This is a genomic window from Methanoregula sp., assembly GCF_041663825.1.
Lineage (GTDB): Archaea > Halobacteriota > Methanomicrobia > Methanomicrobiales > Methanospirillaceae > Methanoregula.
This window is the reverse complement of the sequence record NZ_JBAYLY010000018.1, coordinates 1-14621: the sequence shown is the minus strand read 5'-3', so window position 1 is coordinate 14621 and position 14621 is coordinate 1. Positions and strand designations below refer to the sequence as shown.

Here is a 14621-nt window from a genome sequence, read left to right as displayed (position 1 = left end):
ATTCTGATATTTGCAAAGGAAAAGTTAGAGAAGTACTGGGCCTCAGGAATTATGATCGTACGGATAAAAGCCAAATCCAGTAATCCTGGTAAAAGGCCGGGGGAGACTTGTCTTGATCTACTTCCCCGATCTAAACCGTCCCTTTGGTACCACAATCTCAAAACGCATACCTTTTCCCGGTTCACTTGTCTCAGTGATGGTGATGCCCGTAAAACCGAGCAGTTCGCGGGTCAAAAAGAGGCTGACGATATTTTCGTGGCTGTACCCGAATTCGAAAATCCGCTCTTTTTCGCCAGCGGGGATCCCCTCTACGTTGTCCTCGTAGACCAGTATGAGGGATTCCCCGCTTCTGTGGGCAGTCATTTGTATATTCGAGAGTTTCGATCCACCGCGCCGGAATGACTGGGACAGAATGGTGAAAAAGATCCGGGGAAGTAACGGATCAGCAAAGAGCTCGGTATTCCCTGCATCGACCCTGATATCAACGCTGTTCTTTGGTAGCATCCGGACCGCTTCGGCAAATGCCTCATTTACTGATTGCCATCTTGGTGTGATGAAACCGGGGTTCTGGAGAGTTCCCTCATATGCGATCTGATTCTTAATTGATTCCACGGATCCAATGGTCTTGTCAAAGAACATCTGCATGTCCTCATGAGTGGTCTTGAGCTGGGCCCTCTCAAGATAGGTCATGATGAGGGCAAGCTGATCGAGAATATCACTTCGGGTGATGCTGAATATCAGGTCTTTTTTAAGGTTCGTGACCTCCTCGGTTACATCTTCTGTGATGCCGAGCATGTATCTCACTGATTTCTTCGAGTCATAGATCGGCACGATAATCATATGGATAACACGCTCTCCGTGTGTCCGGGTCGTGACCTTCTTACACTTGATCTCCAGCCGGGAGGTAAGCGCTTCAGCGTCCTCTCCCTTTATCTGTGCCGCCATTGCTGCGGGGAATATTTCCTCATCCGACTTTCCAATTATTTCCGATGCCGGCCGCTCAAAGATTTCCTCGTTTTTACGGTTCCAGAAAACATACCGGCGGGTATCCATTTTTTTAATGAAGATTCCCATGGGCATCTGGTCGATCAGGTCCCTGTGGAAGATCTCTTCATCTTTGAGTGTCTGGGTTGTGGCCTTGAGCGAATCCACCATCGTATTAATGCTCTTTTCAAGGATCACAAATTCCCGGGCCTGGGTCGTACCGATCCGGTGTTCAAAATCCCCACTGGCGATAATATCAGCATCACGGGCAATTTTTACAATCGGACGGTTCATCTGGCGGGAGAATGCGTAGGCAAGGGCACACCCGATAAGGAGGGCAAAACCTCCAAACAGGAGGTGGATAAAAACGAGATGGTTAAGGGCATCCTGAACACGGCCGGTATTGTAGGTGATCTCTACGATCCTGCTCATATCAGAACCATACTGAGGGTCTTTGAGATCGACAAAAAGGGCCCGGATCTTCTGGTGGTTTGCCGGGTCATCGATTTCCATGGTCTGCCGGCTGGCAATCACTTGTGTGATAAACTCTTCCGTGCGGTTGTCCGGCAGGCTGTTGTCATCAGTATTCCGTCCCATCATATCAAAAATGCGGAACTGATCGATATAGGGATTGACAGAAACAGACTCCGCAATATTATGCTTATCATCCAGTTTGAGGTTGATATCCTTAAAAGAGGGTGTGGAATAGCCAAGCTCCATGACGTACTTGTGATCCGGGGTGGCCTCGTAAGCATATTTACGGTACTTGCCGGTGTCCAGCATCTCGTGTACTACGCGATCGGGAAAGAAACCCTGCGACATCCTGACCTTTGTCAGGTATTCATAAAAATAGGGAATTTTCCGGAAATCCTCCCCCTGTTCCGGGGGATAGGTGGTATATACGATTACGCCGGACTCGTTGATGATATAGATATCATACCCTTCACCCAAAGCTTCTTTGACTTTTACAAGGTTCATGGCCGCCGGATTTTCACCGGAACGATTATACTCGGCAGAGAGTATGTCAAACCCGCCCCTCATCTGCCGGTTGAGCTGGTTATCCATAATGGTGGTGGTAGTGTCCGTCAGCCGTAATGCTGCCGTGATACTCAGTTCCGTCTGGTCCTGGAGAGTAGAAAATTCATTTTCGATACTACTTTTCAGATTGATATAATCATAGGCGGTCATGAGACCGACCAGGCAGATGACAAGAACCACCATCACGATTAAAAGTGAATGGGAGAAAGAACGGTTATTTCCAGAAGGAGGTTCATGAGGTCCCAAGTGTCATCACCATGCCGGTACACGGGTTGTTAATGGCTTTCAAATATTGTATTCACTCCTGCGACGCCATAAAGATACGCAATTGATCCTGCACGACTGTAGGATGGTATCAAAAAAGGTGATTCTTTAATCCGGCATTGACAATTCTGCGGGAGGGACCATGATTCCCGGCAAACGGCTTACCGTACACCGTTTCCCCTCAGTTCATCATTGTAGCGGCGGGGTGTCGGGGTTTTACCCGGCCGGGTTATTTCAACGCCTCGTTCATTGCTCCTTTAACCGTCTCATCGGTCTCGGTGGCTAGCGCCTCCCTGAGGGCAGCCTGGACCCTGTTTCCGCCAATTGCAGTGAGTGCCCGCACGGTCATCAGTCTCACGATCCGGTTCTCATCTTTTAAAAGAATGATCAGCGGATCGATTGTGGTGGAATCTCCCAGATCCTTGAGCCCTTTTGCCGCCATATATCGTACATGATCGCGGTTGTCCTTGAGTCCCTGAACGAGCGGCTTTACTGCTTTTTCATCGGCAAGTATCCCAAGTGCCTCAGCCGCACGGTACCTTGTCTCCCATCTGGGGTCTTTCATCGCCGCAGCAAGTGGTTCAGTTGCGGCCTTACCTGTGGCCACCAGCGCGAGCATCGCCTGCTCCCGTACGGATTTGTCCAGATCCCCAAGCGCTTCGATTAATGGCCGTATGGCCTGCGTGGTTCTTGCATTGCCGAGCAGGTATGCGGCGTGTCTCCGTATGGTCGGGTCGGCATTGTTGTGCAGGGTATCGATCAGGACATCTATCCCCTGCTTCGTAAGATCCTCCGCCCCATCAGGAACGGGGGGCACATTTGTATCCGCCATGATATTCCTCATGAACTATTACGGTCTTGAAAATATTAAGGTAAGGTGATTAGGTAACATTCCATACCAACACGATTTTTGCGGTCGTCTGCATTGGAAAATACGGAAGTTGTCTTATCAGGAACTTTTTTGCCGGAAGGATATATCAGACCGTCTTAAAAAAAAGTGAGAACCCTCAAACCCCGTTGAGATTATTTGAGATAATGACTGAGTGGTTCGATAGTCATCTTCTCGCGTTTGATCGCATCGATCGCAAGTGCCGCTGCACGCGCTGCCTGAAGGGTCGTGATGTAGGGGATACCGAAATCGACTGCCGCCCGCATGATCTGGTAATGGTCCTGCCGGGACTGACGGTCCTGGGGGGTGTTGATGATAAGCTGGATCTCCCCGTGGTGCATCATGTCGAGCACGTTCGGGGAACCTTCCTGCACCTTCCACACGAGATGGGCTTCCACTCCCGCTTCGTGAAGATAATCCACGGTGCCCGCTGTGCCGTACAGGGTAAGGCCGTGATCGCGCAGGCTTCGGGCAATGGGGATCACTTCATCTTTCTGCTCGATATTGACCGAGACAAAGACATTTCCCTTGAGCGGGAGCTCGTTATCCGCTGATATGCAGGCCTTGTAAAAGGCAAGCCCGAAGTCATAATCGATTCCCATTACTTCCCCGGTACTTTTCATTTCAGGCCCGAGCATCGTGTCGACGCCAACCAGTTTGTTGAACGGCAGGAGCACCTCTTTTACTGCCACGTGCTCGATCTTCTTTTCACAGAACCCCAGATCGCGCAGTTTCTTTCCGATCATCACCTTTGCGGCGATCTTTGCGATGGGGAGCCCGGTCGCTTTCGAGACAAACGGGACCGTGCGGCTCGCACGGGGATTGGCCTCAATGATATAGACCACATTGTCCTTTACAGCCATCTGGAGGTTGACAAGGCCTACAACGCCAAGGCCGAGCGCGATCTTTTTGGTATATTCCCGAACCGTGGCAACGATCTCTGGCGAGAGGGACTGGGTCGGGATGACGCAGGCAGAGTCCCCGGAATGAATGCCGGCCTGCTCGATGTGCTCCATGATACCTCCGATGAGAACCTCTTCGCCATCGCAGACCGCATCGATATCGAGTTCGATCGCGTTTCTTAAGTATGAATCAATCAGCACCGGGTGATGCTGGCTCACCCTTACTGCCTCCTTCATGTAGGTTTCAAGTTCTGCCGTATCGTGGACAATTTCCATTGCCCGGCCACCAAGAACGTAGGATGGCCGGACAAGCACCGGGTAGCCGATCTTCTCCGCTTTATCCTTTGCTTCGGCCTCGGAATAGGCAGAGCTGTTGGCAGGACTCGGGATCTGCAACCTGGTCAGCATGACGCTGAACCGGTCGCGATCCTCGGCAATATCCATCGCATCCGGGGAGGTGCCGAGGATCTTCGTAGGAAGGCCCAACCGTTTCATCTCTTTTTCAAGGGGAACGGCGAGGTTTACTGCGTTCTGGCCGCCGAACTGTACCATCACCCCGCAATACTCATCTGTCCTGATAATGTTGGTGATGTCCTCGAGTTGCATCGGCTCAAAGAAGAGACGGTCAGAAGTATCAAAATCCGTGGATACGGTTTCAGGGTTGTTATTGACGATATGGACTTCCACGCCCTCTTCCCGCAACGCTTTTACTGCGTGTACCGTACAATAATCAAATTCTATGCCCTGGCCGATCCGGATTGGTCCTGAACCAAGGATGAGAACTTTCTTCCGGTTGTCCCGGACAATCTCACTTGTTGAATCCCATGTCGAGTAGAAATAGGGTGTGCTCGCTGGAAACTCTGCAGCACAGGTATCCACCATCTTGTAAACCGGGGCGCCCACCAGTTTTTCGATCGCACCTGCTTCTTTTCCGGTGAGTGCTGCAATTTCAGTATTCGTGAATCCGTAGGTCTTTGCAAGGAAGATATCAGCGTCACTGCCCCCAGCGGCAAGACATTTTTCCAGGTCAACAATATTTTTAATTTTCTCAAGGAAAAACGGCACGATGGTGGTGAGGTTTGCGATCTCATCGACAGTAAATCCCTGGCGGAATGCATCGAAGAGGCAGTGGAACCGCTCATCGGTCGGGCGTGAGAGGATCATACGGATCTCGCTCTGGCTCGTGTGGGACCGGACGTCAGTATCGATCGAACGCTTGGCCTTCATGAACGCCTCCTCAAGCGTTCTCCCGATCCCCATCACTTCCCCGGTGCTTTTCATGGAGGTTGAGAGCGTCCGGTCTGCACCCTTGAACTTGTCAAACGGCCAGCGGGGTACCTTTACCACGACATAGTCGATGGTCGGTTCAAACGACGCCGCGGTACACCCGGTGACCGAGTTCTTGATCTCGTCCAGGTGCAGGCCGATCGCAATCTTTGCGGCCACCCGCGCGATGGGGTATCCGGTTGCTTTCGAGGCGAGAGCTGAAGACCGCGAAACACGGGGGTTGACCTCGATAACCCGGTACTCGCCGTCTTTGAAGGCGAACTGGATGTTGCAGCCTCCCTGGACATCAAGGGCACGGATAATATGGATGGCGGCGCTGCGCATCATCTGATATTCATCATCGCGGAGGGTAAGGATGGGTGCAACAACCACGCTCTCCCCGGTATGGATCCCCATCGGATCGACATTTTCCATGCTGCAGACGATGACGCAGGTGTCCGTCGAGTCCCGCATGACCTCGAACTCCAGTTCCTTCCAGCCCATCACGCTCTGCTCGATGAGTACCTGGTGAATGCGGGACCGGGAGAGCCCGAGTTCGACGATCCGGGTCAGTTCTTCCCGGGTTCTGCCGATACCCCCGCCGGCACCGCCCAGGGTATAAGCGGGGCGCACGACTGCGGGCAGGCCGATCTGTGCAATCGCATCGTCAATCTGGCTTAAACTGTTGATCACCGTGCTTTTCGGCACCGGCTCGCCGATCTCATTCATGAGATCCCGGAATTTCTCTCGGTCCTCTCCTTTGTAGATCGCCTCAAGCGGAGTGCCGAGGATCTCGACACCTTTGAGGGCACCCATCTCGGCAAGCTCAGCCGTGAGGTTGAGACCGGTCTGGCCGCCCATGCCCGAGAGGATACCGTCCGGGCGCTCTTTCTCGATGATCTTTGCAATGATGTTCGCCCGTAACGGTTCGATATAGATCTCGTCTGCCATCTCCGGGTCAGTCATGATCGTCGCCGGGTTGGAGTTGACGAGCACAATCTCGATACCCTCTTCGCGGAGGGAACGGCAGGCCTGGGATCCGGAGAAATCGAACTCCGCTGCCTGGCCGATCTGGATTGGGCCCGATCCGATAATCAGCACTTTTTTAAGATCTGTCCGCCTGGGCATTTACGCCAGCCTCCGGAAGAGTGCGTCAAAGAAATGTGCCTCGGTATCTTGGGGTCCCCCGTGGGCTTCAGGATGGAACTGCACGGTGGTCAGACGCAAATCTTCGTTCTCGAAGCCTTCCACCGTGCCGTCATTGACATTCGTGTAGGAAACATGGCATCCTTCCGGCAGGGATCCGGCATCCACCGCAAACCCGTGATTCTGGGTAGTGATGAAAATCCGGCCGTCCTTAAACCGCACCGGCTGGTTTGCCCCCCGGTGGCCGAACTTGAGTTTGTAGGTATCACCGCCAAGCGCAAGTGCGGAGACTTGGTTACCCATGCAGATGCCAAAAATCGGGAGATCCCCGAGGAGATCCTGGATGCAGCGGATCGCGTCCGGGGCCTGCTTGGGGTCTCCGGGGCCATTACTCACAAAGAGGGCGTCGGGCTTGCAGGCCATAATCTGGTCGGATGTGACATTATACGGGAAAACATACAGATCCCCGTTCCGTTTCGAAAGGCTGGTAAGCATGTTCTTTTTGATCCCGAGATCGATAACCGCGATCCGTTTCCCGGTACCGGGGATATGGTAAGGTTCTTTGCACGAGACTTCGGGAATGGGGATAATATCACTGATCGACGGCGTCTTTTTTGCAAGTGCTACCGCATAGGCGCCGTCATCGCTTCCCACGACAAGGGCGGCCCGCATCGTGCCGTGCACCCGGGCCTTGATAGTCAGCGCACGGGTGTCGACACCGGTCATCCCGAGAAGGTTATTTTCTACAAAAAAAGTTCTGATTGAAGGCTCATGTTCGGGTTTCTCGCAGATCTCTTTTGCGATACACCCGAGAGCACAAACGTGCGGGTTCTGGAAATTCTGGGGGTCGACACCGTAGTTGCCAATCTGGGGGAAGGTGAACATCAGGATCTGCCCGAAATAACTTGGATCGGTGAGAGATTCCATGTAACCGGTCATCTGGGTGTTAAAGACCAGTTCTCCTGCACATTCACCCTTCACCCCGAATCCTTCGCCGACAACAAAGTCCCCGTCTTCGAATCCCAGAACTGCCTTCATGATGTCCATAGCTTATGTGCCGGATTAGTTATTAACGCTGATGCCAAGGACAGAAAGAACCCGTCGGGAAACAATTACACAGGGCTCAATTGACAGTTCAGAACTCTGCCACAATGAGCGAACGAATAATTCCGATACAAAATCCCAACCCTTCCTGTCAACCCGGCAGTCTGGTCAGGGCACGACGAAATACTTAAAACTCCCTCTTCTGAAATACGTGTGGCCCGTATCCCCATTTTTAAATAGTACAGGCCGCAATTTCATTTCATTGAAGGTGTTTTATAACGTCAACCCATGTCAACGGAAAAAACCGGGGCACGATTATGCTGTACGCGCTCTCGACCTGCCAGTGGTGCCACAGAACAAAGGTGCTGCTGGAGGAACTCGGGCTTGCATTCGATTACGATTACGTCGATTTACTTGAAGGGAATGAACAGAATAAGGCACTGGATGAGATAGAACGGTGGAACCGCAGTGGATCATTTCCTACACTTGTGATCGATAACAAACGTGTAATCATTGGATTCCGTGAGCAGGAGATCCGGGAGGCGTTAGCGGTATGAATGTCCCGGAGATTCCAGAGATATCGATCGACGTTGAATACGAGAGGATCAAGACAAATGCCGAAAAAAACGGGTACCGGTTGAATCCTGATATCGATTTTGTAAAAAATCTCATACGGGGCCTGTTAAAAAACGAGCAGCGGTACGGGTACCGTGCCTGCCCCTGCCGCCTTGCTTCCGGTATAAAAGACCAGGACCTCGATATTATCTGCCCCTGCGATTACAGGGATACAGATGTCGAAGAGCACGGCGCCTGTTACTGCGCCCTGTATGTGAACGAATTGATTGCCACCGGCAAGCAAAATGTCGCCCCGGTGCCGGAGCGTCGTCCGCCACGCTCTGAACGAAGGAAGGCCCTTGTTGTCAAGACTGTCTCGACAACCACACGGCCTGTTTTTCCGCTGCCGGTCTGGCGCTGCAAGGTCTGTGGGTACCTCTGCGCACGTGAGCAGCCGCCGGGCATCTGCCCGATCTGCAAGGCCACAAAGGAACGGTTTGAGCGGTTTGTCTGATCCTTTTTTCCCGGATAACCGGTAACATTTTTCCCGGTTACGACAGAACTGACACTAATTTTTCGGGAAATACTGCATTATCCGGGGAGTATTGCAGGTCTGTATTTTCGGCCCGGCAGGAACGCAGATGAACGGGGGTTCCCCCAGAATCATGAACATCGAATACCCGGTCTTTGTTTTGGTGAGACTGGTTCACTCAAACATGGTTGATTTTTGAGGGAAATGCCTGACTAAAAACCGGGTTGTACCGCCGACTAAAAAGATCTCAAGATAATTCTGTTTTACTATCTAAAACGATGCACGGTGAATGCCTGGGATTTTAGGGTTTAACAGCATTCGGTCTGGTCATCTGGCTCTGCCGGCCGGATATGCCATGGGTCAATTGCGTTTGAAAAAAACAAGTCCCAACTGAGTTGTCTGATAGAGAGAACGGATGAGTACGTGTTCTCAGTTCAACGGTGTTTATCTCATTTTTTATTGAGTGGACAAAGATAACTTCGGAAGATATATGTCATCCCGGAAAAAAAGGAAATGGTTACTGGATGCCTGAACAAAGGCATTCCGTCATTGGGCAGCCCGGTGAAGAGAACATGGCTCATGTAACGGGAAAAGTACGACTATACTTGTATTTCTGTCGCATGAGTCTGGTCAGAACGGTCACTACAACAAGGGAATGTGCCAACAGTCAAGTTTTGAGGAAGTGAGAATAAATGATTAAATCATTCAGGCAATTTACGAACAGGACTGTATTTATCCTGTGCATTGTTATGGTCGTGGCTATCGCTGCCGGTATCGGTGTACCGGTCTGTGCAGGAACAACCGGGAGTAATTCCGTGGCGACCGCTGCGGATCAGGGAACATATACCGTCATGCATTTTACAAAAGACCAGCTGGATGAGATGCAGGGCCAGATCAACGCAGCGCCAAAGTATTCTGCACCCCAGCGGTATCTTACAGTAAAACAATCCTCGGGTTCTACAAACCTGCTTCCTTATCTCCCCTATATCCCATCAGAAAGAAACCAGGGGAATTGCGGAAACTGCTGGGTCTGGGCATCAAACGGGGCCCTTGAGATCGAACATAATGTTAACAATTCGATAAGCGACCGGCTTTCCATCCAGTACTTCAACTCAAAATATGAATATGACACGGGTAAATATGCATGCAGCGGGGGATGGCTGTACACCTTTACAGGCTGGTATAATACGGACAAGTCTCCCATTCCCCTGACAAATACGAATGCATCGTATGGCGATTATTATACCAACGATGGTGAACCAACTGCAGTACCTATCAGTTCCATTGCGACTTCGCCATCCTACTCGCTGAATTCCATGTCTTATTCCACTATTCAAACATATGAGGTGGGAAACACCACCGCCATCACGAATATCGAGTCCGCTCTGGATTCAAACAAAGCCGTTTGGTATTCGTTCTTTTTACCTTCTGCCGGTTGGACAGATTTCAGGACTTTCTGGAGATCAGGATCCAATACGTCCATGTTTGATCCGTCACTCTACAATGCTCAGACTCAGACCGGTGGGCACGCAGTTCTCATTGTCGGCTATGACACCACGGATCCGGCCAACCCGTACTGGATTGTTCTGAACAGCTGGGGCACAACCGCAAACCGGACCGATGGCACGTACCGGCTCAATATGAGTATGAATTACGATGCGGTATATTACTCCAAAGAAGGGACTTCCTATCAGCAGAACACGTTCCAGATCCTGAATACGGAATTCACGGGAACCCCGGCGGCCCCGACCGTCAGCAAAATCTCACCGGCATACGGCCCGATTGCCGGCGGCACTTCAGTTACTATCAACGGGATCGGCTTTACCGGAGCGACCGCAGTAAAGTTTGGCAGCACACCGGCAACCTCGTTTACTGCCGGCACGGCTGACGCCGATTCACAGATCATCGCGGTTGCCCCGGCCGGGACAGCCGGAACCGTTGACATCACAGTTACCACACCCGTTGGCACATCTGCGATATCAGCAGCCGACAAATTTACCTACGAAGGAGGGCCGACGGTAACTACCGAAATTGGTACATTCCGTCCCTCGACCGGGTACTGGTACCTGGGAGCCAAAAGCGATGGAACCGTTGAAAAACCAGTAAAGTTCGGCAAGAATGGCGACATACCCGTCGTGGGAGACTGGAACAATGCCGGTCGCTCCGAGATCGGTGTATTCCGTCCCTCGACGAGTACCTGGTACCTGGACTACAACAATGATGGAACGGCCGATATATCGGTAAAGTTCGGCAAGAGTGGCGACATACCTGTCGTGGGGAACTGGAGCAGCGCCGGGCACACCGGGATCGGCGTATTCCGTCCCTCGACCGGATACTGGTACCTTAATTATAACTTCGATGGAACGGCCGACAAAACGGTGAAATTCGGCTCGAATGGCGATACCCCGGTAGTGCCAGCCATGGGAGACTGGGCGTAAAGGTACCCGGTCAGAATCACTTTTTTTTATTCCGGAAAACCGTGGAGACGTATCGGGGGATTTTTAAACCGGGGTCCTCCGGGTTTTCAGGTCTTCTCCTTCTCGCGGGAACAGCCTTCTCAAACTTGATACGGGTTAAATTATCCACGTGGGAGAGGGGATGTCCATCAATCTTGTTCTTTTTTTATCACGGCAGGACCCCCAGATATACAATGGTACTTATCTCATTTTTTATTGAGTGGACAAAGATAACTTCGGAAGATATATGTCATCCCGAAAAAAAGAAAAAGATAACTGAATGCCTGGACAAAGGCATTCCGTCATTGAGCCGCCCGGTGAAGAGAACATGGCTCATGTAACGGGAAAAGTACGACTATACTTGTATTTCTGTTGTCTGAGTCTGGTCAGAACTGTCACTACAACAAGGGAATGTGCCAACAGTCGAGTTTTGAGGAAGTGAGAATAAATGATTAAACCATTCAGGCAATTTACGAACAGGACTGTATTTATCCTGTGCATTGTTATGGTCGTGGCTATCGCTGCCGGTATCGGTGTGCCGGTCTGCGCAGGAACAAACGGGAGTAATTCCGTGGCGACCTCTGCGGATCCGGGAACATATACCATCATGCATTTCACAAAAAACCAGCTGGATGAGATGCAGCGCCAGATCAACGCAGCACCAAAATATTCTGCACCGCAAGGGTATCTTACATCAAAACAATCCTCGCGTTCAACAAACCTGCTTTCTTATCTTCCCTATATTCCGTCAGAAAGAAACCAGGGCCAGTGCGGAAACTGCTGGGTCTGGGCATCAACCGGGGTCCTTGAGATCGAACATAATGTAAACACTTCAATAAGTGACCGGCTTTCCATTCAGTACCTTAACTCGAAATATCAAAATGACACGGGTCACTATGCATGCAGCGGGGGATCGGCGTCGGGATTTGCAGACTGGTATAATACGGACAAGTCTCCCATTCCCTGGACAAATACGAATGCATCGTATGGCGATTTTTATACCAAAGAAGGTAAACCAACTGCAGTACCCATCAGTTCCATTGCGACTTCGCCATCATACACATTGAATTCCGTGTCTTATTCCGTTGTTTCAACATTTGGAGTGGAGAACTCCACCGCCATCACGAATATCGAGTCCGCTCTGGATTCAAAACGACCCATGTATTATTCTCTCCATTTACCTGATGCCGGATGGACCGGTTTTGATAATTTCTGGGGTTCAGAATCAAATGAGTCCATGTTTGATCCGTCACTCTACAGTGGTCAGGATGACGGAGGACATGCCATGCTCCTTGTTGGCTATGACACCACGGATCCGGACAACCCGTACTGGATTGTTCTGAACAGCTGGGGCACAAACGCAAACCGGACTGATGGCACGTTCCGGCTTAATATGAACATGAATTACAATGCGGTACTTTCTGACGGCAACTCATCATATCAGGAGAACACGTTTTATCTCCTGAATCCGGAGTTCACGGGAACCCCCGAGGCCCCGACAGTCAGCAAAATCTCACCGGCATCCGGCCCAATTGCCGGTGGCACTTCGGTTACTATCAACGGGATCGGCTTTACCGGAGCAACCGCAGTAACGTTTGGCAGCACACCGGCAACCTCGTTTACTGCCGGCACGGCTGCCACCGATTCACAGATCATCGCGATTGCCCCGGCCGGGACAGCCGGAACTGTTGACATCACGGTTACCACACCTGTTGGCACATCTGCGATATCAGCAGCCGACAAATTTACCTACGAAGGAGGGCCGACGGTAACTACAGAAATTGGTACATTCCGTCCCTCGACCGGGTACTGGTACCTGGGAGCCAAAAGCGATGGAACCGTTGAAAAAACAGTAAAGTTCGGCAAGAATGGCGACATACCCGTCGTGGGAGACTGGAACAATGCCGGTCGCTCTGAGATCGGTGTATTCCGACCCTCGACGAGTACCTGGTACCTGGACTACAACAATGATGGAACGGCCGATATATCGGTAAAGTTCGGCAAGAGTGGCGACATACCCGTCGTGGGGAACTGGAGCAGCGCCGGGCATACCGGGATCGGCGTATTCCGTCCCTCGACCGGATACTGGTACCTTAATTATAACTTCGATGGAACGGCCGACAAAACGGTAAAATTCGGCCTGAATGGCGACACCCCGGTAGTGCCAGCCATGGGAGACTGGGCATAAAGGTACCGGTTAAACCAATTTTTTTATCACGGTAACGTGGGCACAGCGCTTGATTATTATTCATGAGGCCGTTTGCATGCCTCAAAATGAGTACCCTGTCTGATAATTATTCACTGCTTTTGAATATTCTGTACAGGCAAATGTTGCACGGGCGATGTTGCACAAACGACCATCATTTATATTCAAAGATTTTATTATGTGTCATAGGTTAGCGTAAAAAAGGAGGCTCAACAATGAAGTTGTTAAAACCAGAGGTCATTCTCGTTGTCGCATTACTTCTAACGATCATGTTTGTTCCGATTGCGGGGGCAACGGGTGATGAATTACATGCAGCCCCTCTCAACCCTGATTTTATCAGTTTTGTGAAGGAAAAATCATATGACTCACAGGTGCAGGGGGACACGCAGGGTCTGGGTCTGGTACCTTCCCCGATATATCGTCCAGATGTCAGTGACGTTCAGATGTTTGCACCAAACGCGGGATACGGCTCTACCAGTTATCCGTCAACATATGACTTACGGAATTACAACAAGGTAAGTCCGGTCAGAGATCAGAATCCATTCGGAACCTGCTGGGCCTTTGCGACATTTGCGTCACTTGAATCCACACAGATGCCCGCCACGCCCACACCTGTTTTTTCCGAGAAAAACCTCGTAAACCTTGCCGGATTTTCCTTGCCGGGTACCCTGCAAGAGGCTGGGGGCAATACGGCGATGTCAGCCGCGTATCTGACGCGATGGAACGGTCCGGTGAATGAAGCAACAGATCCGTATCCTTCGAGCGTATGGACGAGCTCAAGTACCTATTCCCCGGTGATACATGTTCAGAACGTTGTATTTTTCCCCGGTCGCACGAGCCGGACAGATAACGACAACATCAAAGGTGCGCTGACCCGGTGGGGTGCGGTATCCTCATCATTATACTGGCATGCTTCATTCTATAATGCGACCTATACTTCGTTTTATCAGCCTGCTTCAGCTTCGGATACACTGGGTGGTGGTGGGCATGCGGTAACGATTGTCGGGTGGGATGATACCTATGCGGCAACAAACTTCACCACTCCCGCCGATGGTCCCGGAGCATGGATTGTCAAAAACAGTTGGGGTAACACCACATTTGGTATTAAAGGCTACTTCTATGTATCGTATTATGACAAATATTTCGGTTCAGCAATACCCCCAAACCCAAAGGATCCTAAAAAAGATAGTGCGGTGTTTTTAGGAGAAAGCACTACTGTCTCGTCAACTTTCAAGTGTCGGATAAAGGCGGCGTAATTTTACCCTGGCATCTTCAGTCGTAAATTGCCAATTAACCGTTGCAATTTTGTTATTTCTGAATTTCTGCCACGCTGCCACCT

The 14621-nt window shown here is 51.0% G+C and carries 10 protein-coding genes; 6 read left to right on the top strand and 4 right to left on the bottom strand.

Features of this window, described 5'->3' with window-relative positions; all coding sequences use genetic code 11:
* Positions 1-117: 117 nt before the first annotated feature.
* The 4 genes from WCX19_RS09135 to carA all read right to left on the bottom strand — a co-directional run bounded on the left by WCX19_RS09135 (position 118) and on the right by carA (position 7527).
* Positions 118-2205 carry a PAS domain-containing protein gene (locus tag WCX19_RS09135; protein ID WP_373007351.1) on the bottom strand — a complete coding sequence of 696 codons (2088 nt, stop codon included), beginning with the start codon at positions 2203-2205 and terminating at the stop codon, positions 118-120.
* A 310-nt stretch (positions 2206-2515) separates the two neighbouring features.
* Positions 2516-3118, bottom strand: a complete 603-nt coding sequence (locus WCX19_RS09130) for a HEAT repeat domain-containing protein (RefSeq protein ID WP_373007349.1) — start codon at positions 3116-3118, stop codon at positions 2516-2518.
* Between the two features lie 191 nt (positions 3119-3309).
* The gene (carB, locus tag WCX19_RS09125) at positions 3310-6471 is read right to left on the bottom strand and encodes a carbamoyl-phosphate synthase large subunit (protein WP_373007347.1); all 3162 of its coding nucleotides are present in this window, start codon (positions 6469-6471) and stop codon (positions 3310-3312) included.
* The gene (gene carA, locus WCX19_RS09120) at positions 6472-7527 is read right to left on the bottom strand and encodes a glutamine-hydrolyzing carbamoyl-phosphate synthase small subunit (RefSeq protein WP_373007423.1); all 1056 of its coding nucleotides are present in this window, start codon (positions 7525-7527) and stop codon (positions 6472-6474) included. It abuts the gene before it with no gap.
* A gap of 323 nt (positions 7528-7850) precedes the next feature.
* On the opposite strand from carA, the gene WCX19_RS09115 reads away from it, so the two are divergent.
* From WCX19_RS09115 to WCX19_RS09090, 6 genes are all read left to right on the top strand, one after another.
* Positions 7851-8090: a glutaredoxin family protein gene (locus WCX19_RS09115; RefSeq protein WP_373007345.1), complete on the top strand. Its 240-nt coding sequence runs from the start codon at positions 7851-7853 to the stop codon at positions 8088-8090.
* Complete coding sequence (locus WCX19_RS09110) at positions 8087-8602, top strand: ferredoxin-thioredoxin reductase catalytic domain-containing protein (RefSeq protein WP_373007343.1); 516 nt, start codon at positions 8087-8089, stop codon at positions 8600-8602. Before WCX19_RS09115 ends, WCX19_RS09110 begins: the two co-directional genes overlap by 4 nt.
* A 710-nt stretch (positions 8603-9312) precedes the next feature.
* On the top strand, positions 9313-11058 hold the full coding sequence (locus WCX19_RS09105) for a C1 family peptidase (RefSeq protein ID WP_373007341.1): 1746 nt from the start codon (positions 9313-9315) through the stop codon (positions 11056-11058).
* A gap of 41 nt (positions 11059-11099) precedes the next feature.
* Positions 11100-11417 (top strand): hypothetical protein, encoded by a 318-nt coding sequence (locus WCX19_RS09100; protein ID WP_373007339.1) that lies wholly within the window; start codon positions 11100-11102, stop codon positions 11415-11417.
* A gap of 107 nt (positions 11418-11524) precedes the next feature.
* Positions 11525-13264 carry a C1 family peptidase gene (locus tag WCX19_RS09095; protein ID WP_373007337.1) on the top strand — a complete coding sequence of 580 codons (1740 nt, stop codon included), beginning with the start codon at positions 11525-11527 and terminating at the stop codon, positions 13262-13264.
* Between the two features lie 233 nt (positions 13265-13497).
* The gene (locus tag WCX19_RS09090; protein WP_373007335.1) at positions 13498-14538 is read left to right on the top strand and encodes a C1 family peptidase; all 1041 of its coding nucleotides are present in this window, start codon (positions 13498-13500) and stop codon (positions 14536-14538) included.
* Positions 14539-14621: the final 83 nt, after the last annotated feature.